At 44.1% G+C, this 21,887-nt stretch carries 19 protein-coding genes; 11 read left to right on the top strand and 8 right to left on the bottom strand.

All coding sequences use genetic code 11. The features are described 5' to 3' along the window. Window positions 1–110: 110 nt before the first annotated feature. A complete protein-coding gene (locus IHV80_RS18135; RefSeq protein WP_192891736.1) occupies window positions 111–449 on the top strand; it encodes a Fis family transcriptional regulator in 339 nt (112 codons plus the stop codon). Between the two features lie 86 nt (window positions 450–535). Here IHV80_RS18135 and IHV80_RS18140 read toward each other — a convergent pair whose 3' ends face one another. Further along, window positions 536–1,435, bottom strand: a complete 900-nt coding sequence (locus tag IHV80_RS18140) for an AraC family transcriptional regulator (protein ID WP_192891737.1) — start codon at window positions 1,433–1,435, stop codon at window positions 536–538. 502 nt (window positions 1,436–1,937) lie between these two features. On the opposite strand from IHV80_RS18140, the gene IHV80_RS18145 reads away from it, so the two are divergent. Continuing rightward, the gene (locus IHV80_RS18145; RefSeq protein ID WP_192891738.1) at window positions 1,938–4,169 is read left to right on the top strand and encodes a hypothetical protein; all 2,232 of its coding nucleotides are present in this window, start codon (window positions 1,938–1,940) and stop codon (window positions 4,167–4,169) included. A 61-nt stretch (window positions 4,170–4,230) separates the two neighbouring features. Here the strand turns inward: IHV80_RS18145 and IHV80_RS18150 are convergent, their stop codons facing one another. Together IHV80_RS18150 and IHV80_RS18155 are read right to left on the bottom strand one after the other, a co-directional pair. Beyond that, complete coding sequence (locus IHV80_RS18150; RefSeq protein ID WP_192891739.1) at window positions 4,231–4,692, bottom strand: hypothetical protein; 462 nt, start codon at window positions 4,690–4,692, stop codon at window positions 4,231–4,233. 180 nt (window positions 4,693–4,872) lie between these two features. After that, entirely contained in the window at window positions 4,873–5,631 is a 759-nt protein-coding gene (locus IHV80_RS18155) for a DeoR/GlpR family DNA-binding transcription regulator (RefSeq protein WP_192891740.1), read from the bottom strand. Between the two features lie 280 nt (window positions 5,632–5,911). Between IHV80_RS18155 and ltnD the strand changes: the two genes are divergently transcribed. The 8 genes from ltnD to IHV80_RS18195 all read left to right on the top strand — a co-directional run bounded on the left by ltnD (window position 5,912) and on the right by IHV80_RS18195 (window position 15,201). Then, window positions 5,912–6,826, top strand: coding sequence for an L-threonate dehydrogenase (ltnD, locus tag IHV80_RS18160; RefSeq protein ID WP_086714827.1), 915 nt, complete (start codon window positions 5,912–5,914; stop codon window positions 6,824–6,826). A 2-nt stretch (window positions 6,827–6,828) separates the two neighbouring features. Then, the gene (gene otnK / locus IHV80_RS18165; RefSeq protein WP_192891741.1) at window positions 6,829–8,085 is read left to right on the top strand and encodes a 3-oxo-tetronate kinase; all 1,257 of its coding nucleotides are present in this window, start codon (window positions 6,829–6,831) and stop codon (window positions 8,083–8,085) included. Window positions 8,086–8,096: 11 nt separating this feature from the next. After that, a complete protein-coding gene (gene otnC, locus IHV80_RS18170; RefSeq protein ID WP_179946885.1) occupies window positions 8,097–8,744 on the top strand; it encodes a 3-oxo-tetronate 4-phosphate decarboxylase in 648 nt (215 codons plus the stop codon). Beyond that, window positions 8,744–9,520 (top strand): 2-oxo-tetronate isomerase, encoded by a 777-nt coding sequence (gene otnI / locus IHV80_RS18175; protein WP_192891742.1) that lies wholly within the window; start codon window positions 8,744–8,746, stop codon window positions 9,518–9,520. The genes otnC and otnI overlap by 1 nt, the downstream gene beginning before the upstream one ends. A gap of 160 nt (window positions 9,521–9,680) precedes the next feature. Further along, a complete protein-coding gene (locus IHV80_RS18180; RefSeq protein WP_061016288.1) occupies window positions 9,681–11,135 on the top strand; it encodes a GntP family permease in 1,455 nt (484 codons plus the stop codon). Window positions 11,136–11,248: 113 nt separating this feature from the next. After that, window positions 11,249–12,418: a glycerate kinase gene (locus tag IHV80_RS18185; RefSeq protein WP_192891743.1), complete on the top strand. Its 1,170-nt coding sequence runs from the start codon at window positions 11,249–11,251 to the stop codon at window positions 12,416–12,418. 199 nt (window positions 12,419–12,617) lie between these two features. Beyond that, window positions 12,618–14,069, top strand: a complete 1,452-nt coding sequence (locus IHV80_RS18190) for a catalase (protein WP_123309551.1) — start codon at window positions 12,618–12,620, stop codon at window positions 14,067–14,069. A 259-nt stretch (window positions 14,070–14,328) separates the two neighbouring features. Further along, window positions 14,329–15,201: a patatin-like phospholipase family protein gene (locus IHV80_RS18195; protein WP_086714832.1), complete on the top strand. Its 873-nt coding sequence runs from the start codon at window positions 14,329–14,331 to the stop codon at window positions 15,199–15,201. A 99-nt stretch (window positions 15,202–15,300) separates the two neighbouring features. Here IHV80_RS18195 and IHV80_RS18200 read toward each other — a convergent pair whose 3' ends face one another. The 3 genes from IHV80_RS18200 to IHV80_RS18210 form a co-directional block, all read right to left on the bottom strand. Continuing rightward, window positions 15,301–16,293, bottom strand: coding sequence for a 2-hydroxyacid dehydrogenase (locus IHV80_RS18200; protein WP_192891744.1), 993 nt, complete (start codon window positions 16,291–16,293; stop codon window positions 15,301–15,303). Window positions 16,294–16,516: 223 nt separating this feature from the next. Next, complete coding sequence (locus IHV80_RS18205) at window positions 16,517–16,849, bottom strand: DUF1971 domain-containing protein (protein WP_065111520.1); 333 nt, start codon at window positions 16,847–16,849, stop codon at window positions 16,517–16,519. A 73-nt stretch (window positions 16,850–16,922) separates the two neighbouring features. Beyond that, window positions 16,923–17,726 (bottom strand): ferredoxin--NADP reductase, encoded by an 804-nt coding sequence (locus IHV80_RS18210; protein ID WP_192891745.1) that lies wholly within the window; start codon window positions 17,724–17,726, stop codon window positions 16,923–16,925. Window positions 17,727–18,082: 356 nt separating this feature from the next. Between IHV80_RS18210 and IHV80_RS18215 the strand changes: the two genes are divergently transcribed. Next, window positions 18,083–19,027: an acyltransferase gene (locus IHV80_RS18215; protein WP_192891746.1), complete on the top strand. Its 945-nt coding sequence runs from the start codon at window positions 18,083–18,085 to the stop codon at window positions 19,025–19,027. Window positions 19,028–19,181: 154 nt separating this feature from the next. Here IHV80_RS18215 and IHV80_RS18220 read toward each other — a convergent pair whose 3' ends face one another. Beyond that, the gene (locus IHV80_RS18220) at window positions 19,182–19,904 is read right to left on the bottom strand and encodes a tRNA (adenine(22)-N(1))-methyltransferase (protein WP_192892167.1); all 723 of its coding nucleotides are present in this window, start codon (window positions 19,902–19,904) and stop codon (window positions 19,182–19,184) included. Between the two features lie 132 nt (window positions 19,905–20,036). Beyond that, window positions 20,037–21,779 carry a sensor domain-containing diguanylate cyclase gene (locus IHV80_RS18225; RefSeq protein ID WP_192891747.1) on the bottom strand — a complete coding sequence of 581 codons (1,743 nt, stop codon included), beginning with the start codon at window positions 21,777–21,779 and terminating at the stop codon, window positions 20,037–20,039. Window positions 21,780–21,887: the final 108 nt, after the last annotated feature.

The raw sequence follows: 21,887 nt of genomic DNA on the forward strand, positions 1-21,887 counted from the left end.
ATTCCCAACAAATACTTTGCATTTGAAACAGTCACAGTGTCCAATATCGGTTGAGACAATATTGACTGAAAAACCTTATTTTTTAAGGTGTTAAATAGGATGCTTACTTCATGCGTAAATCAGATAAGAAGATCGAAAATCAGATCAGAGACGTGCTAACCGACGTGTGTGAAGATACATTGAAAGGCTACGATGGTTTTTTGTGGGTGACTCACTCGGTCAACTTCTCTTCCTTTCCGCAAAGTTTGAAAATCGTCTGTGTATTCGATACCAATCGGGATAGAACGAATTTCTTAGAGGTTGGCGGTCAACAACAGGTGGCTTCAGTTATTCAAAGCGCATTCAATCAGGTCGGAATTAAACTCAAGAACATAGATAAGCACCTAAGCTTCGATACACAAGAAAATTGCGACCGTGACCATCAAGGGAAGTGGAACCAGAGGCTTTAAGGTGCTTTATCGCAGCGCTGGTTGGAAAGCGGACTGAAGAGACGAAAGCCTACACGAGGTAGGCTTTGTAACGGTATTTACTCTTATTATTTAATTGCAGTACAGAAGCTAACGTCTGAATGTTGAGTTTGCGGATCGTAGCTGTGGTAAAGCTCAAAGCAAGGTCGGTCTTCGGTTTCTAGGCCGGATTCTATTACCTTACGCATGAGATCGTCCCACGCTTTAGCGTATTGACTTGGCTCGGTGATTGTTTGGCGCATCACTGCATATTGTCCACCGGGAAAATCTTTCAATTCGATCCCACTTGGTACTTCAGTGTCGTCTGAAACCATCAAGCAGATGTCAGTACGGCATTTATCGTTAGGTGTTATTTCCGGATTGTCATGATAGATAAAGATGCAGCTGTTCCCTGCTAACCCTTTCATTTCGGCCCATTGATAAAGACGACCGCTTGGCTCTTCATAACCTTGTCCGTAAGGGCCAGTCACTCGTACATACGCTAGTTTTGATGGTTCGAATTGTTGCGTTTTCATTGTCATACTCCATGTTGTTCGTTCGGAGTCAGTATATGAATTGCCAGTACCAGTATCGTTTCCATTCTTGCGCAACGTGTGTCCAATCTTGCTATTTCGAGTTAACTCGCTGAACGCTTGGTAATCTTCACAATCACGGAATGCACTCGGTGTTACACCAAAGTGCTGTTTGAATGCCTTTGCAAAACTTTGAGACGATGAGAACCCATAGTCCAATGCGATATTAATAATGGGCTGCTTGGATTTGAAGAGATCATTAGCTGCTGCTTCGAGCCTCAATCGGCGAATGAAATCAGCAAGCGTTTCGCCTTGAACGGCCTTAAAAGTGCGATGAAAGTGGTAGGGTGAAAAGTTGGCTAACGCCGCGACTTCGATTAGGTTGAGTGGCTCGTTAAAGTGTTTCTCTAGATAGCGTATAACGGGAATCAGCCGCTTATGATAGTCAACGTACATTGCTTTATTTACCCCCCCCCTCTATTACCATTGTTCTTATATAGACTCCGAGACTAACCTATCCCAATTGAGTTTCAATAGAGTGGCATTGAAACTGAGATTAGATGCAGCAAATCCAATCCCTACGTTCCGTTTCCCTTCGTTCAACAAGGTTAACTTCTCCCAAACTGAGTTGCCTTTTTGGTTATCGTGCGTTCACTGCTTGTTCGACTTAATTCTCATAATGAGAAAAAGTGAAGCAGAGAATTGTGACACTCGAATACTTGGCTTGTCAGCAAAATTAAGATTATAAGTTTTTAGCTTTCTTTCTAACGTGCTGACTTAATTCGGGTATTCCAAGTCGCTTTGGGATAGCGAGTTAACAAGGCACCTTGACGCTTGAACAATGCACATTTCTAACCGATACTTTTTGCGTATTTTGATTCCTAAATTGACACGTAAGTTGGCTGACTTTTCGTCTCGTATTTCGAGTAACGGCTGTATCGATTAGGATAATTTAATAATGAAAACCTACATTTTATGGTTACTAGCTCTCATTCCTTCATACCTAACCGCTAGTGACTATTTTGCTGCAGGCACTGCGATTGTTTTACCTGGATTACATCAGCAGGCTGTAGATTTAGACAACTCTCCAATGTCTGAACGTGACGTTATTGATTGGGAAATTACCAATAACGACATCGTGTTTGGCTCTTATGCAGACAAATCCGACAATGAACGAATTACTGCGATTGGTTACATGTACAACCAAAAGTTGGAGATGAACTCTGGCTGGTTAGAAAACGATCTTCGCAATAACGCAGCGCTAAACGGTGCTAATTATGAAGATTTCTTTCTGCATTTCTCTGAAGACACTGTGATTGCTGAAGTCGATAAAAGCCACGGTGAAAACACCCTTCTTAATCGAAAACCTATGATCGTCGGTTATACCGCAAGTGAAGACCACGCAGGGTTCTGGCTCTATCAGCAGCCACCGTGGGACGTCGATGCCTTTGAAAACTTTGAGTTTGGCGGGGCGTTGTATGTGTATCACGCCGAGCAGTTCGATAGATTGACGCTGAAGTTCTCTCAGTTTGCCTCGGGTGGTCAGTTTTGGCTTGAATACCCAACCGAAGTTGATGCCCATGGGAAGGTATCACAATGGTCTGTGTTGGATTTAAAGAAAGACAAAACCCTCAATATGACCAAGAACCAATCTGTGTTGTGGAACCTACCATCCGACTGGATAAGGGCGACAACCCATGATGGTAGTGGTGCGAGTTATGGCGGCGGCCAGTATTTTGGCTCGACTTTTGTACGCGACGGCGGGCGTCTGTATGTGATGAGAATCCGTTGGCAAGGTGATAACGCAGATGACAGGCCGCGCTTAAAAGAAGTGAAACTCAAAAACAGTTTTCCAACCGTTAAATTGACCGATGCTCCAACCACAACGCCGGACGGGAATACTATCAGCCAGTGGCGTAAGATCCGTGGTTTTGATGTTTCAGCCGATCTTAATAAAGACAATTACTTGTCACAAAGCGAATACAAAAATCGCACCAATAAAAATGCCACCGCTCGATTTCGTTGGGAGTCGCGCGTGGTGCCATTTGGGCGAATGTGGAGCCAGAGTTCCTCATGGGCGCTAGCTAATGTCGCCAATCCTGACTACTTATCGGCGGTTCACGCTTACTATCAGCAAGGCTGGGCAAAGCAGGGGTTAAATGGTGCTTACAATGATGACACCAACAAGCTGCTTGGTGAAAATCAGTTCTATGTTCACTCGGGCGGCACGGTGCAAGAGCTTGGATTGGTAGCTGGTTCGCCAGAAGCGGATCAGATCTATAAAACACAATTTGCTCACTTCCTAAAAAGCCTCTCTTCACTCAATAGTGATGCTCTAATTGCTTTGAATATTGGAACGGCCAATTTGTTTAGTCGTAATGGTCAATCTCACCTAGTTGAGGCAGGCTCTTTGTATTTTAGAGAGCATTATTTGTTCCCGTCGACTGGTTTTAGTGGCTATTCAGGTATCTCGAAGTTTTGGGATAACTCCGCATTAGCGTATGCCGATCAAAGTGTGATTTTCCAAGCCACGACTCGTTTCGGCAGAGTTCAGTTCTTTGGGAGCAGTGAACATAACTGGAAACTGGACCAATATTCAGCGTTGGCTATTTACTACCTTAATCATCACGCGCAACACAGCTATTTTAATCAATGGAACAATGGCTATGTCTATGGGAGTGACAACACCACTCAAGACAATTTCTGGAAGAGTGGGGTGCCCAAAAACGTTGCCTATCAACCAAGTGCGCTATTGGCGGTCGATTTGGGCGAGCCGAGCAATCTTATTCCTGAAGGCTTCGAAGCAATTCCCTTGATGCTTTCAACAATTACGCCTGTGCCTGCAGATTACACCATTGTTGGTGACTCATCGATGAATGAAATGGTACATGTAGACTTACCCGATGGAATAACACATGTATTGCCCACGTATACCTATTTCTTGCATCAGTCTGAACGCTCAGTCGTGGCTGGTGGCCCAGAAGATATGGTCTTGGCAAGAGAGTTTAACAATGGACGAGTGCTATATCGCACCGATTTCCACGGTAAGAACGCGAGCTTTTATGAAACGCCAGAGCTGACAATTACACTGGATGTGCCTATGAAGCCCATCGATGAAAATGGCAACATCGGTGAGTATGTGACTGAAATTCAAATTGGTGGCTATGAAGGGCTGTTCTTACTTTATTAGAGTGTACTTGAGCTAGAGTGAATACGAATTAGCGTTATTTCGAACCCACGCTAATTCGAGCTTAAGTCCTTGAAATCAGCTTGTTGCTTTTACACTGTTTGAATTCTTTGACGATCCAAGATTGTTCATTTAAACCGTTGTCGATCAATGCAAACAAATAACCATCGACTTTACTTGAAGCCGCTGGATACTCCTGAAAAACATGCTTTGGATAACCGGGGTAATCGGTCTCATATTTTTTGTCTAGCTGTTTACCAAGTTTACGCCACTTGACGAACAACTCGGAAGAGGATGTCTCAACTTGGTATTGACCCAAAATGCGTTGGTGATGAGTTAATGCAACCTTAGCGCAGTGGTTGGTTTGCACTACTTTTTGTATCAATTTAACCTGCGTGTCAGTCATGGTTTTCGCTAGCGCATTTTCTTGTCCGATACGTTCCATTCGCTCATCAAATGTTTCGGCCTGTGCAGGAAGCACAAAAGTAAGTGGTAAAGCCAATGGCAAAAGGTGTTTGTAGAACATAACCAGACTCGTTGAAGGGATTTGTGACCATTATGCCGCCTGATGACAATATTATTAATGAATATAAACACTTAATTGTAAGAATTATTTTTATCGAGTGGATAAATAGATGCTTTTGACTGGGGGTATTCAGGCTCTGAATGTTTGGTTGGTGAGCCTGAAGCTTGATGGGGTGAGCAGTTACGAATTAATGACCTTAATGCCTTTATCTTGAAGCTCATCAATCACACTGCCAGAAAGATCAATATCGGTGATCACGCCATCAAGCACACCTAAATCTAAGGCGTGGAAGGTAGCGATGCGCCCATATTTGGTTGAGTCTGAAATCAGATAGTTAGTATGGGCTGCTTGAACAATGGCTTGTTTGACCAATACCTTATTTTCACAAGGTGTTGAGAGCCCTTTTAGATTCCAAGATGAAGAAGAGATAAACGCAATATCAATATTCATCCCTGCCAAGAACTCAGCCACTTTGCCCCCAATACTCGATTGATTTTCACGGTCAATCTTGCCACCAGTATGGTAAATCTCAGATTGTGTGTTGTTCATTAGGTACGCGGCAATTGCGAAGTCATTGGTGATGATAAGCAGATCATCTCGCCCTGCAAGTTGGTGGGCGATCTCCAAAGAGGTTGTTCCAGCATCTAAGTAGATAGTTGAATACTCAGGAACCAACGGAGCAGCTAGTTGACCTATTTGAGCCTTTTCGCTTGCTTGTTGCTCTACCTTTATGTCGTGTGACAACTCGCTGTGAAGTGCTTTAGTTAGCTGAACACCACCCGAAACTGAAATCACTTTCCCTGATGTCTCTAGCTTTACGATATCTCGACGAATAGTCATATGAGACACCTCTAGGTGCTCAACAAGCTCAGAAATACTGATCACTTCTTGGTGTGATAATAGTGACAAAATAGTTCTCTGACGTTCTGCTGGAATCATGATTCTTCTTCTATGTTCTTATTTTTCATCATCCTATCAATATTTCGTTGTTTTGTGAATATCTGTGAATATCTGTTGTGACACGGCAATAGGAACTGTGATTGTTGCCGAAATTACCATTATCTAATGCCTCGAAAGGGTTAAATTACCTGCAGGTGTTAACTTTTGTTAAAAGTGTGACTTATCACTAAGTCGCACTCGGTTGATTCACATATAATCACAAACATAAACAAGAATTAACAAATCTAGAATTCAATAATTACGTGAAAGGCATCTTGCTATGAATGAAGTTCAATCTGTTGGTGTTATCGGTTTAGGTTCTATGGGTATGGGCGCAGCTAAGTCATGCGTGCGTGCAGGGCTTGATGTGTATGGTTTCGATTTGAATCCGCAAGCGCTTGAAACTCTGGGTGAATATGGTGCTAAAGCGGTATCGACGAATGCCGTTGAGTTTGCGGACAAACTGGATTCTGTTTTGGTATTGGTTGTGAATGCAGCTCAAGTTAACACGGTACTGTTTAAAACTGGCCTTGCGGCGGCACTAAGACCGAACACGCCAGTTATGGTCTCGGCAACGATCTCAGCAGAAGACGCTAAACAAATCGAAACTCAGCTAGCTGAACATGATCTTGTGATGCTTGATGCGCCAGTTTCCGGCGGTGCAGTAAAAGCAGAAGCCGGTGAAATGACCATCATGGCCTCAGGCGCCGTAAGTACATTCGAAGCACTGGCTCCTGTACTCAATGCGACAGCGGCAAAAGTTTACAACATCGGTGAAGCGATTGGCCTTGGTGCGACTGTAAAGATCATCCACCAATTACTTGCAGGTGTTCATATTGCGGCGGGTGCAGAAGCAATGGCATTAGCTGCTCGCGCGAATATCCCTCTAGACCTGATGTATGACGTAGTGACTAACGCGGCGGGTAACTCTTGGATGTTCGAGAATCGTATGAAGCACGTTGTTGATGGTGATTACTCTCCAAAATCTATGGTCGATATCTTCGTAAAAGATTTGAACTTGGTATCGGATACCGCTCAAGACCTAAAATTCCCACTCCCATTATCAAGTGCAGCATTGAACATGTTCGTTAGTGCGAGTAATGCTGGCTTTGGCCAAGAAGATGATAGTGCTGTGATTAAAGTGTTCCAAGGTATTGACCTTCCTGGCGTTGACTCGTCAAAAGGGGAGAAATAATCATGTTATTAGGTGTTATTGCAGACGACTTTACAGGTGCAACAGACATTGCTGGTTTCTTGGTTGAAAACGGTATGCGTACTGTTCAATTGAACGGGATTCCAACGGGAGACTTTGACGCATCAGCAGATGCTGTGGTGATCAGCCTTAAATCTCGCTCTTGCCCAGTTGACGAAGCGGTAACGGATTCTGTTGCTGCGCTTAAATGGCTTCAATCTCAAGGTTGCCAACAGTTTTATTTTAAATACTGCTCAACGTTCGACAGTACTGCTGAGGGCAATATCGGTCCTGTAACGGATGCGCTTTTGGCTGAACTTGGAGAATCTTTCACTATCGTTTGCCCTGCATTGCCTGTAAACGGTCGCACGGTTTACAACGGTCACTTGTTTGTTTTTGGTGAGTTATTGAGTGATTCAGGTATGCGTAATCACCCTGTTACACCAATGACAGATTCAAGTGTGGTTCGAATGATGGACGCACAATCAGAAGGCAACGCTGGCCTAGTTAACTTCCAGGCCATTGAACAAGGTTCTGATGCTATCACTGCCCGTTTTGACGAATTAAAAGCTCAAGGCAATCGCTACGCGGTAGTTGATGCATTCAATGCAGAGCACTTGGTGACGCTAGGTCAAGCCGCGAAATCTCTGAAGCTAATCACAGGTGGCTCAGGCCTAGCCGCTGGTATCGCTAAAAATTGGACAGAACATCTTGCTGACCAAAGTGATGCAAAACACGCAGGAAGCCCAGTAAAAGCACCAACCGTTGTGTTCTCAGGTTCTTGTTCAGTGATGACAAACCAACAAGTTGCGGTATACAAGCAACTTGCTCCTCATTTTGCTATCGATGTGAAAGCTTGCTTAACCAATGACCAATACGCCGATGAAGTCTTCGATTGGGTGATGACCAATAACCAAGGCGAGTTTGCCCCTTTAGTTTACGCAACCGCAGATGCTGTCGTGCTTAAAGCTATTCAAGAAGAGTATGGCGCGCAAGCTTCAAGCCACGCCGTTGAACAGTTCTTTAGCCAACTGGCGATCAAACTACAACAACATGGAGTGAAAAACTTCATCGTTGCTGGTGGTGAAACATCAGGCGTAGTGACACAGAGCTTAGCGGTGAAAGGTTTTCATATCGGTCCTCAAATTGCACCGGGTGTGCCTTGGGTGAAATCGGTTGAAGGTGAGCTTTCACTGGCGCTTAAATCGGGCAATTTCGGAGATGAAAACTTCTTCGCTAAAGCGCAATCATTCTTTTCATAAGCGAGATTCAGATGAGTGAAATTTTGATGAACGAGCAACAGTTAAGAGAGCAAATGGTGACGCTCGCTCGTTCAATGTTCGAACGAGGCTATGCGACAGGTGGGGCGGGCAATTTGTCGATTAAATTGCCCAATGGACACTTCTTGGCAACACCAACAGGCTCTTCATTTGGCCGCCTTGTCGCTGAGGAATTGTCTGTTGTTGATATCGACGGCAACCACATTTCAGGTAAGAAACCTTCGAAAGAAGCAGCGTTCCACCTAGCGATTTACCGTAATAATCCCGTATGCAATGCGATTGTTCACTTGCATTCTACGTATCTTACGGCGCTGTCATGCCTTGAAGGGCTGGATCGCAACAACGCGATTAAAGCGTTTACGCCGTACTTTGTGATGCGAATTGGTGAGTTACCTGTGATTCCTTATCTACGTCCGGGGGACCCGCAAATCGCAGAAGAGTTGGCAAAACGAGCTGGCGACTATCGAGCCTTTTTATTGGCAAACCACGGACCTGTTGTCACTGGCACTGATTTTGTTGATGCCGTGGATAACGCTGAAGAATTAGAAGAGACCGCTAAATTGGCATTCCTTCTGAAAGATAAAGACATCCGTTACCTGACAGACGAAGAAGTCATGGACTTAAAAGGGAGAGGCAAATAATGGCTAAGTTCGCAGCAAATCTAACCATGTTATTCACTGAAGTGCCGTTTCTAGATCGTTTTGAAAAAGCGCATCAAGCGGGCTTTAAAGCGGTGGAATATCTATTCCCCTATGCGTTTGAAGCAGAAGAACTAGCAGAGAAAATGGACAGATACGGTTTTGAACAGGCGCTTTTTAACATGCCTCCGGGTGATTGGGATGCGGGTGAGCGTGGTTTTGCCGCTATTCCAGGTCGTGAAGAGGAATTTAAAGCCAGTGTTGATACGGCGCTTATGTACGCGACAGCTCTGGGCTGTAAAAAAGTCCATGCAATGTCAGGCATATTGAATGAGAACTTTACTAAGCAACAACACGTTGAAACCTTCATCTCAAACATTCGTTTTGCGGCTGATAAGTTTGCTGATCAAGGCATTGAATTGATGATTGAGCCTCTTAATAGCCGTGATGTTCCGAACTATTTTGTGGCGCATCAACGTGAAGCTGTCGAGCTGATTAAGTTGATCGATAGACCAAATGTGAAACTTCAACTCGACCTGTATCACGCGCAAATCATGGATGGTGACTTAAGTACTTTGATTCGCGAAGTTGCCGCTTATACCGGCCACATTCAAATCGCTTCGGTACCTGAAAGACACGAGCCTTCGGAAGGCGAGCTGAACTACCCACATCTATTCAAAGTTTTGGATGATTCAGGTTACCAAGGCTGGATTGGCTGCGAATACAACCCGAGAGCCTCAACTGAAGCAGGCTTGGGGTGGGTTAAACCTTATTTATAAAGGCAGCCTTTTTGAGCACTAAGACTGATTCTTGAACACTTAAAAATACGATAAAGCGGTCAAAATAAAAATCGCAGCATACAAAGTGCAGTGGGAGATGAACGTATGTCTCCCGCTTGCAAACCCTACACAACAAAAATAGTACAGAAAGGAATACACAATGGATGGAGCACTGATAGGCATCGTAATTGGCATTTTAGCCATGATGGGCATGATCATTAAAACAAGAATCCCAGTAGCGCTTGCGATGATTATTGCAAGTATCATCATGGGGCTATTCGCTGGTATGGCACCAACAGAGCTGATCAACGCAATTAAAGCCGGCTTTGGTGGCGTGCTTGGTGGTATTGGTTTGATTATCGCGTTCGGCGTTATCATGGGCGCGTGTTTCGAGCGTTCTGGTGCGGCTGTTAGAATGGCAAAAACGTTTGTAAAGCTGTGTGGTAAAGGTCGTGAAGACTTAGCACTAGGTTTTACAGGTGTACTTGTCGCTATCCCAGTTTTCTGTGACTCTGCGTACATTATTTTACACTCTCTTGTTCGCGCAATTTCACGTGACACAGGTAAATCAGCGGTTGGTTTAGGTGTGACTCTGGCGCTTGGCCTACTGATCACTCATGCGCTTGTGCCACCAACACCGGGTCCGGTTGCGGTTGCAGGTATTCTAGGTGTCGATCTAGGTGAATACATGCTGTGGGGCTTGATGGTATCTATCCCTATGATGTTGCTTTCTATGATTTACATCCGCCGCGTAGGCAATGAATACTACCGCGTACCAAATGGTGAAAACTGGATCACAAACCAAGCTGACTGGGCGAACCTAGAGAAAGTAAAAGAAACAGATGACAAAGAGCTACCAAGTAACTTTTTATCATTCGGTCCAATTCTACTACCAATCGCATTTATCCTAATCAACACGCTTGTTGGTCAGGGTGATAGCGTAATGCACACTGTGATCTCATTAATTGGTAACCCTGTGGTTGCGGTTGGTATCGGTGTTCTTATGGCGCTATACGGTCTTACTCGCCACATTGAGCGTAAAGACATGGTTAGCTCTATGGATGATGCTCTGTCTACTACAGGTCTAATTCTTGTGGTAACTGGCTGTGGTGGCGCAATGGGTGCCGTGCTTAAAGCATCAGGTGCTGGTCCTCAAGTAGCCGAAGCTATCGCGAGCAGCGGTATTCCACCTCTACTTGTACCACTAGCAATTGCTTCAATGCTTCGTTTAATCCAAGGTTCAGCAACAGCTTCTATGATGGTTGCAGCGACAATGACGCTACCGTTGGTTGAGACACTTGGCTTAGACCCTGTATTCGTAGCGCTTGCTTGTGCGGTAGGTCCAGTTGGCTTCTCTCACTTGAACGATTCATACTTCCACATCATCAACCGTACGTTAGGCATTACTGAACTGGCTGATCAAATTAAGATCTGGTCTGTGTCTTCAACTATCGCATGGGCGATTGGTGCAAGCATCATCATGATTCTTAACCTAGTGTTTGGTAAAGGCGGTACGTTGATCGACCCACTGATTCCAATTGCGGTTCTAGGTGCTGTATTTGTGTGGCTAAAAAGTAAAGAGAAATCACAAGTAAAGACAGCCATTACTAACTAATACTGCTTACCTTTATATACTGCCCCTATTAAGTGATTAGCTTGCTGATCTTCAATAGGGGCATTTTTGGATCGGGCACTCATCAAAATTACTAATCTTTTGGATCTCTCAGTATGAAAATTGTTATAGCACCAGACTCGTTTAAAGAATCTTTATCGGCTGTATCGGTGGCGGCGTGCATTGAAAAAGGCTTTCGCAAAATCTTCCCTGACGCTGAATACGTAACGCTGCCTCTGGCTGATGGTGGTGAAGGTACGGTAGATGTATTACTGCAAGGCCTAAAAGGGCAGAAGCGAACACATCAAGTGCAAGGCCCTTTAGGGGAATTGGTTAATGCTGAATGGGCGATGCTTGAACCGTCAGATAGTAACCCGAAAAAGACGGCATTGATTGAAATTGCTGCGGCATCAGGTTTGGATTTGATCTCGCCAGAGCTGCGTAATCCATTGCTTGCTTCTTCATTCGGCACTGGGCAATTGATTTTGGAAGCGATAGAGCAGGGTGCTCAAACGATCATTCTTGGATTGGGTGGCAGTGCGACTAATGACGGTGGCGCGGGTATTGTTCAAGCCTTAGGTGGCCGATTACTTGATGATAATGGACAAAATCTTAGCCGAGGTGGCGCTGCACTTTCGGAACTCGCATCAATAGATCTTACAGGTTTAGATTCGCGCTGCGCTGATGTCGAGTTGATTGTCGCATGCGATGTCGATAATCCATTGTGTGGTGACAACGGTGCAAGCCATATCTTTGGTCCACAAAAAGGAGCGACACCTGAACAAGTCTTGATGCTTGATAAGGCGCTTACGAATTTTGCTCGAATCGCTGAAACGCAGGGTTGTGTTAGTGGCGATGAACCCGTTCACAGCCGCACTGGTTATGGCGCGGCTGGTGGTACGCCGATGGGGCTTAGCTTGCTATTTAATATGCAGATTAAACCTGGTATTGAGATGGTGCTCGATGTATTACAAGCCGATGAGATACTGAAAGGTGCTGACCTTGTGATTACGGGCGAAGGGCAAATGGACAACCAAACCCTGCAAGGCAAAACACCTTACGGCATTGCCAAGCGTGCAAGTTTACAAGGTATTCCAACCATAGGTATTGCCGGATCACTGGGTACTGAAGTAGAGGCTTTGTATGGTGAAATGAGTAGTTTTTTTGGAACAGTACGCTCTCCTCAGCCACTCAATCAGGTGTTAAAAGAAGCAGAAGTGAACCTAACAAGAACGGCGAGAAACATTGCTGCGACGCTTAAATTAGGGGCTTCTATTTTACAATAAACCAATATCAAACAGACGCTTACTTAATGATGCAGTTTGATAGGTTTTATAGATAGCAACGATAAATATAAACGATTATATTTTTTTTCAACTCAGGTCTATTCTTAATCCATACTAATTTAGTGGTTTTTAAATAATAAACCCACTTGAACCTAAGATGTGGCAACGATGTGACATCTTTAACCTTAAGGAATAGACCATGAGTAAAAAACTGACCACAGCTGCGGGTTGTCCTGTCGCTCATAACCAGAATGTTCAAACTGCGGGCAAGCGTGGCCCTCAACTTCTTCAAGATGTTTGGTTTTTAGAGAAATTGGCACACTTCGATCGCGAAGTGATTCCAGAGCGTCGTATGCACGCTAAAGGTTCTGGTGCTTACGGTACTTTTACCGTTACACACGACATCACCAAATACACTAAGGCAAAATTGTTCTCTGAAGTAGGTAAAAAAACCGACTTGTTTGCACGTTTCACAACAGTGGCGGGTGAGCGTGGTGCTGCCGATGCTGAGCGTGATATCCGTGGCTTTGCATTGAAGTTTTATACTGAAGAAGGCAACTGGGATATGGTGGGTAACAACACGCCAGTATTCTTCCTTCGTGACCCACTTAAATTCCCAGATCTAAACCATGCGGTTAAACGAGATCCTCGCACTAATATGCGCAGTGCTAAAAACAACTGGGATTTCTGGACCTCTCTACCTGAAGCGCTACACCAAATTACTATCGTGATGAGTGACCGTGGTATTCCTGCAACTTACCGCCACATGCACGGTTTTGGTAGCCATACGTTCAGCTTCATTAACGCAGATAATGAGCGTTTTTGGGTTAAGTTCCACTTTAAATCTCAGCAAGGCATTAAAAACCTTTCTGATGCAGAAGCCGCACAAGTGATCGGTGATGATCGCGAAAGCCACCAACGTGATCTGCTAGACAGCATCGATAACCAAGATTTCCCTAAATGGACGCTGAAAGTACAAGTGATGCCAGAAGCGGATGCAGCGAAGGTGCCATACAACCCGTTCGATTTGACTAAGATCTGGCCTCATGCAGACTATCCGTTGATTGAAGTGGGTGAGTTTGAATTGAACCGTAATCCGCAAAACTTCTTCGCTGAAGTAGAGCAGTCGGCATTCAACCCAGCAAACGTGGTTCCGGGTATCAGCTTCTCACCAGACAAAATGCTGCAAGGTCGCTTGTTTGCTTACGGTGATGCACAGCGTTACCGTTTGGGTGTTAACCATCAGCACATCCCAGTGAACGCTCCTCGTTGTCCTGTACACAGCTACCACCGTGATGGTGCGATGCGTGTCGATGGTAACTTTGGTAGCACATTAGGCTATGAGCCAAACAACGAAGGCCAATGGGCAGAGCAACCTGATTTTGCAGAACCAGCATTGAACCTTGATGGTGCTGCAGCACACTGGGATCACCGCGAAGATGAAGATTACTTCTCGCAACCGGGTGACCTGTTCCGCCTAATGACGCCAGAGAAGCAAGCGATTCTGTTTGATAATACAGCTCGTAACTTAGGCGGCGTGCCAAAAGAGATTCAATTGCGTCACCTAAGACACTGTTACAAAGCGGATCCAGCTTACGGTGAAGGTATTGGTAAACTGCTTGAAATCGATGTGAGTGAATTTAAGTCGTAATCAATAAGCTTTATTCGTTAATCGAAAGGTCGCTGAATTTATCACTCAGCGGCCTTTTTTGATCATGCTGTGTATTAGGTGAGGTGTATTGGTTGATAATCTATTAGGTGAGCCATGTAAGTAGCGCCAATTTCTCAAAATTCAGCACCATTTCTATTGATAGTTTTTACCTATCGAATTGATAAACATATCCCATTATCTTTATAAGATGGAGGGGATTATCCTACGGCTATCAGTTTATAAAGTAATAGAGTTTGAGATGAGTAAAAGCGCATTAATCGTTGAGGGTGGGGCAATGAGAGGTATCTTCGCTGCCGGAGTATTGGACGCCTTTATGCAAGACGATTTCCGTCCCTATGATTTCGCCATTGGTGTGTCTGCTGGTGTGTCGAATCTGGTTGGTTACTTATCTCAAGCGCCAAAACGCAGCTATAACGTGATCACCACGATGGCGACCGACAAGACGTTCTTTAACCCAGCTCGCTTTGCTAAAGGTGGCAACTTGGTTGACGTGAAGTGGTTATGGAATGAATCGAACCAACGTTACCCACTGGATTGTAGTGAGCTATTTTCGAGCATTCCACTGATTGCTGCGGTTACAAACGTCGACACAGGCAGTGCAGACTACTATCACATCAAGCCAGAAAATCTCTCGAACGTGGTTGAGGCTACAACGGCTTTACCTATCGCTTATCGTGAAACACCGTGCTTTTCTGGTGGTTGTTATACTGATGGTGGTGTGGCCGATTCGATTCCGGTTCGTGAAGCATACCGACGTGGTGCACGTGACATTACCGTGATTCTTTCTCACCCATTAAGCTACCGAATGAAACCGCAGAAGTATCAGTGGATGCTGAAAAAGCTGCTAAAGAAATTCCCTAATATTGCAGAATCGATGGCTGTACGTGCCGAAAACTATAACCAGTCTTTGGAGTTCATTCGTAATCCACCAAAAGATGCGACCATCAAGGTGATAGCGCCGCCAGAAGCGTTCGCGGTTAAGCGATTAACCATGGACCAAAGTATTTTGGATGCAGGTTATCAGATGGGTGTGAAAGCTGGTGCAGAGCATCTGGCCATTCGTAAAGGCATTTATGGTTTGGATACCGAGGATTGTCATTTCTGCGTCTAGGAACTGTTTTTGAATACTAGATAAACGAAAAAGCCACGCTGTTCACTTAGGAATAGCGTGGCTTTGTATTTGCGGAGCTAGTTTGTTGTCAGTCTGTTATTAAACCAGTTCGTTACCGCTGGTGTTGCCTGTGAAAAAGGCATCGACGCTGGTGAGCGTTGTGTTCGCAATGTTGAACAGAGCATCTTTAGTTAAGAAGGCTTGGTGACCTGTGAACAAAACGTTGTGACAAGCTGATAGGCGACGGAATACGTCATCTACAATCACATCGTTAGATTTGTCTTGGAAGAACAGCTCTTTCTCGTTGTCGTAGACATCAAGGCCAAGCGCACCAATCTTGCTTTGTTTGAGCGCTTCAATTGCGGCTGTTGAATCAAGCAACTCACCACGACTGGTGTTGACGATCATAACACCATCTTTCATCTTGCCAAATGCCGTTGCATCCAACAGGTGGTAGTTCTCTTTGCTCATTGGGCAATGCAGAGAAATCACGTCTGACTGTTGATAAAGCTCGTCGAGTTCTACGTAATTAGCACCAAGCTCTTCTGCTAATGGATTTGGGTACGGGTCGTAGCACAAGATGTTCATGCCTAAACCTTTCAGAATACGCATGGTTGCTAGGCCAATTTTGCCAGAGCCGATCACACCAACGGTTTTACCATGGAAGTTGAAGCCAACTAACCCCTCAAGAGAAAAGTTTGCGTCACGGGTACGTTGGTATGCTTTGTGTAGTTTACGGTTTAAACACATCATCATACCGACGGTGTGTTCTGCTACAGACTCGGGTGAGTAAGCAGGGACACGGACGACTTGCAGACCAAACTCTTTGGCTGCATCTAAGTCGACCTTGTCAAAACCCGCACAACGCATCGCAATTAGCTTAGTGCCATCCTTCGCTAGAATCTCTAGCACATCTCGCGATAGGTCATCGTTTACAAACGCACAAACGACTTCGTTGTCGTGCGCCATTTTTGCTGTTGTTGTCGTGAGTCGAAAATCGTGAAAATGGAACTCGGCGTTGAGTTCGCCTTTTGCAAGTTCAAATGATTTTTCGTCGTATGATTTTGAGCTAAAAAAAGCAATGTTGAGCATTGCTTCCTCTCTTACCTAAAATATAAATAATCCACTTATTCATTACCTGAAACGGGATTAAAACTAATAACTTTGTTCAGTGTGCTAGAGTTTTTTTGTCTTGTCTATCAACATTAGTCATTGTAATTACTATGGTTATTTGGTCTTCTACCATCACTTCTTGAACATTAAAAATCACATTACGAAGTAGCTTGCTTATAAGTTCATCAATATTGAATGGATCTTACTTTCGGGTGTTGAACATCTTCTTTGTCTCTTTTTCTGACCAGAAGTTAATGTTGAATTGCGCATCGTCACTCAGTTCCACTCGATGCCAATATTGAGGTGGACTGGTAGCAAATTGCCCGGCTTGGATTGTGATAACATTTTCTGGCTCTGTCGCGTCGGCATCAGCAAAGCCATAGAAGGTGACAGTCCCTTCCATTACGCAGATCTGGCCGAATACGCCTTCTGCGGTGTTGTGGTGATTAAGCAATGCAGCAGGTATGTTGTCTTTGGTGAAAAATGGCGTTGAACGTTGAATTTTCCAGTGTGACGGAATACGTAAATGACTCATATAAAACCTCTTCTCTAACTGTTCTTTGAAAGTTGTGTTTCTGTGCTTCTATATCACTGGTGATGGTCAATGCTTACCAATAGTTCTCACTACTAAATTGACCAGGCTTCTTGCGTAAGTGTTTTTGTAACCCCAACGATATTAGTGCTTCGCTCGTGTCTCGAACCATTTGGGGATTACCGCAAAGATAGAAGAAACTATGTCTTTGGTTGATAGCGAGAGACGAGGCTCGTTCAAGGTCGCCTCCAAGTAGCAAGCTTGGGATTCGTCCGCGCAAAGTTCCGGTGACTGATTCTCTAGAAATAATTGGCACATACTTAAGTTTCCCCTGAAAGTGTTCAACGAGTTGATTGATTCGATCTTGATACGTGAGGTCTTGCTCTGTTCTTACAGCGTGAACCAGCACAAGGTTGTTGAACGACGCTGTTTTTTTGAAATCTACTTTGCATTGTTGTTCTATCAATAGGCTTTCAAGCATTGAGATAAAAGGGCCCACGGCTGTTCCGGTTGAAAGCATCCATAGATCGTCAGCTATCTCTGGGATCTCCTCTAATGTCATAAATCCACTTGGGTCTTTACCGACAAAGATGTCGTCGCCTACCTTCAATTGATGAAGTTGAGGAGAGAGCTGACCGTTTTGATCTTTAACAATTAAAAACTCAAGCGATTGATGACCGTGTTCGTGTTCTGGTGCATTCACCATTGAGTAAGCACGTCTAACAAATTCGCCTTCACTGTTACGTAATCCCAGCTTCGTGAACTGCCCCGCTTGGTAGGGAGAGACTGGTGCGCTGACTTGAAGCGAGAACAGTTGCTCTGTCCATTCGGTCTTGTGCACTACTTTTCCGGTTACTAAGCCATGAGGAATATCTGTCATATCATCACCTTTATTTAGAGAAGTTATCTCATTAAGGATACTCAACTATCTTACTTTTTGGAGTTGCATGTACCATGCCAGTAATGAGAATGCTTATCAATACAGAGTTTGTGAGAAGGATTACTTTTAATGGAGTCAAAAGTACACACATTAAAACGAGTCTCAATGACATTTAATGGTCTTTTTTGTCTTTGTTTGAAGGTTGGGTCGTGGTGGCTTTGTTATGGCTAATTTTGAACTGAGCTTGATCAATCTCAATGAGTGGTTTGACCCTTGAATGATTCCACTAATAACTGAAGAGAATAATTTACAGATGAGTATAATGGCGGCTTTCGATCTCAATATAGCCTTGTTTTATGCTTGATAATCTTCGTATGGTCTTGAACGTTTTGTTCGTGACATTCAATACTGCCATGACGGCCTTTACCGTCAGTTTCTTTGGCCTCATCAAACTGATTCTCCCAATACATCCGGTTCAAAAAGTGTGCACTCGATTAGCTAACTTTACGTTCTGGTGTTGGGCTTCTCTTAACTTGTGGATGCTTAACGTCAATAATGATATCGAGTGGCAAGTTGAAGGCGGGGAAGATATCTCGACCAAGCAGTGGTACTTGATGATGTCGAATCACCTAAGCTGGGCAGATATTGTGATTTTGTCTTCTATCTTGAAAGACAAGATGCCGATGACTAAGTTTTTCCTTAAGCATGAACTGTTGTATGTTCCTTTTGTTGGTTTGGCCTGCTGGGGCTTAGACATGCCGTTCATGAAACGCCATTCACGTGAGTTTTTATTGCGTAACCCAGAGCGTCGTAATGATGATTTTGATGCGATTAATAAGGCGTGCACCAAGTTCAAACTTGCCCCGACAACATTGGTAAACTTTGTCGAAGGAACGCGTGCTAACCACGAGAAGTTATCGACAGTGAAGACACCTTATCGACACCTACTAAAACCGAAAACCGGCGGTGTCGCGTTTGCTCTGTCTGCAATGGGCCCAATATTAGATGGTATCGTCGACGTTACTTTGGCTTATCCAGAGAATCAGACTTCTCCGTTTGAAGACATGCTGAAAGGTAAGATGAAAAAGGTAGTAGTGCGTATTAAATTGCACCCAATGGATGAGAACGTCAACGGTAACTATTTTGAAGACAAAGCCTTTAAACGCCGTTTCCATAGTTGGTTGAATAACACGTGGAAAGAGAAAGATGAATATCTTGATACGGTTTATGGGGTTGATACGCTCTGTGAGGTTGAAACGATTGATGGTCCTGATGCGGTTCATAAGAAACAAGATCAGTAAGCTCAAACCAAACAGATAGCATCAAAAAGGCCGATAGTTCATTGAACTATCGGCTTTTTTATTGAATCGGATTTATCATAGGTAAGCGATAAAGTTAGTGCTTACTATAATCTAGTCGCATTAGAAGCAATGCTATATGCAGAACCGGTGAGGGCTAAATCGCTTGGTAAGCATCAATAATGTGCTTCACTTCGCTAGGCTTACCTTGCTTCTCTTGGCCTTGGTGAATACGCAGATAATGCTGTAACGTCTTGGTTTTGTATTGTTGAGATATCTGTAACTGCTGTTCGCAACTCGACGCCCAGATCTTGTCACCAACGTTCGATATCTCACGAAGTGGTCGAATGTTTTCGCTTTCGCCTTGGTTGTTACTGACCAATAAAATCTCGTAGTAACGACGGTTTTCTTCAATCAACACTTCATCAATAAGGCCGAACTTGAGTGCTTTTAAATGGCTTCTTAGTTCGAATTGCTGATGCACAGGGCAAAGCAAAAAATCAATATCTTTGCCTGGATGTTGGCGATGAATATCATCGACGAGCTTCTGAGTCAGATCGCCACCCACGCCAGCAATAATAACGAGGTGTCTGCCAGTGTGCTTATCCAGCGGAATAGCTGCAACATCTAAACAATAGACTTTCCACTGACTCTGATTGTGTTGCTCAACGTTGTTATCTTGAGGAAAGTAACGCGTTAACTTGCGTTCAAGCTCGTTCATCAGAGAAGGAACAATATCGACAAAGTGAATCAGAGGTGCTTTGTTATCCGACAGCAGTTGAACGCCCAAAAAGCCGTGATCACAGCAACAGTCCCAAATGTGTTGGTAGTCATTACTGACAAGAGAGCGGAGAGTTTGCAGTCGGTTACTGAGCTTCATAAGATTCGTGTCGTTAGAAAGTGATAGGGCTTTGTCGCATCGAAGGCGCATTGTAATGACTTTATACAAAAACAAAAGCACCTAGAGGTGAAATCCTAGGTGCTTTATGTGTACACGTTAACCTGCGGCGGTTTATGAAGCTTGCGCGACAGCTCTTATATGGCCTTCCACTCGGTTCTTTCCTAGTTGCTGTGCAATCAATTTGGATTGTTCTGCCAAGGCTAAGGCGGCATCGACTGCCCCTCCAACCTGCGAAAACCCAATGCTCGCACTGAGTGAGAGTGTTATCTCAGGCGCTTCAATGGTTTTGGCTGCGATACTTAATCGACACTGATCAAGCTGATGTTTCGCGTCTTGCGCACTATTAGCCTTGAATATGATACCAAATTCCTTTTCGTTTAAGCGAGATAGGCAGATGCCTTTGGGCTTCGGGAAATGGGAACGTAAGGTTTCTGCGGTCAGCTTGATCATTTTGTCGCCAATCGACTCACTATAAGCTCGATTTATGTGGTCGAAATTATCGATATCTAACAGAGCAACGTAGGTATCGGATTCACATGCATGCAGACGTAAAGCTTCATCAAAATGAGCTTTATTGTCGAGTTGGGTCATCAAGTCTTTACAGCTAACTTGTAGGTGAATCAGTAAATTAGATAAAGAAACCTCTGTGTAACTGCGGATCATACGCAGAATGGTTTTATTGATCGGAAAGCGACTATTGACGTAAATCACCGCGATGAGCTGCTCACGGGCGTGAAGTGGGATGCAATAGTGGCGTTGATAAACTTTTAGCTTTTTCGCCAACACATCAGCGTACTTACCATTTTGGTAGGTTAACTGTTCGGGAAAGAAGCTGTCAGCAAGTGCTTGGTCGATGTGAACAATTGATTTATTGCCGTGATAATCAATGGTACAAAACGAGTGACACTCGGTTTGGTACAGGCAAAACTGAACACCGTTGTGATAGGCGAAATTGTTGATTATCGATTTCAACTGAGCTTTAAAGCTTGCAAGATCGTTCACTCGATTAAGCGACGACAGAGCAGAGTTAAGTCGGTGAATCAGGTAGTTGGCCACAACCCAAAGCAGTAAAAGTGATCCGATAACAATACCCGTCAGCGTAAACTGGTGAGAGCTGGTTAGAATGTCTTTTCTATCTGTGCCTGCAATGAATACCCAATTCAGAGTGTTGTCAGCGTCAAATACAGAAACTTTGAAATTGTCCTGATAATAGTACTCATGATTACCCTTGAGTTGACCTAGAGACAATAGGTGACTGATCCCCGCATGATAGCTGATCGATTTAGTGCCGACGCGTTTCGGATCTGGGTGGAACACCAGTCGTTCAGTGGTTCTATCGACAACAAACACGTAGCCGTTGCTGAGCGTTTTTAAGTCTCTTAAGCCTTGTGTGGTATGCAGTAAATCAAACTCAATCCATATTTCTTCATTGAGTTTGGCCACGGTATGTTTGACTGCGAACACCCAGCGGTCATCTGACTTTTGATAAATAGAAGAGATGTAAAAGTCATCGACGACCGTATCTAGCGGTTGCCACTCAATAGCCGATACTTGGCTTGCTGAGAGTGGGAAGCCTCGAGTGGAGATGTAATGCTCAGATTGAGGTTGGTAACGAATAATATCGGCAAAATTAGGTGTTCTTTTTAGAATGTTTTCACTTAATTCAACAAATTTATCGTTGTTAACCGCCCCCGTTTGTAGGTCACCAAGGCTGGTTTCTAAGAAATACAATTTGCCGAAGGTCGCTTCGATATTGGACTTAATGACGGAGGTGGCAATACGGATGTTTGAAGATGATTGAGACTCTGCTGAGTTCTCTACTTGGGTCAATTGCGCTGCTGCGAGATAGAGCATTCCTCCGGTTAATAAGAGTATGTATGGTTTGAAAAGCCGAATAAGTGTTTTAGGTAAAGCCATGATATCCAAAGACGTTATAGATTCATTTTTATAGTACGGCCATAC

Origin of the sequence: Vibrio bathopelagicus, assembly GCF_014879975.1 — a bacterium.
Classification (GTDB): domain Bacteria; phylum Pseudomonadota; class Gammaproteobacteria; order Enterobacterales; family Vibrionaceae; genus Vibrio; species Vibrio bathopelagicus.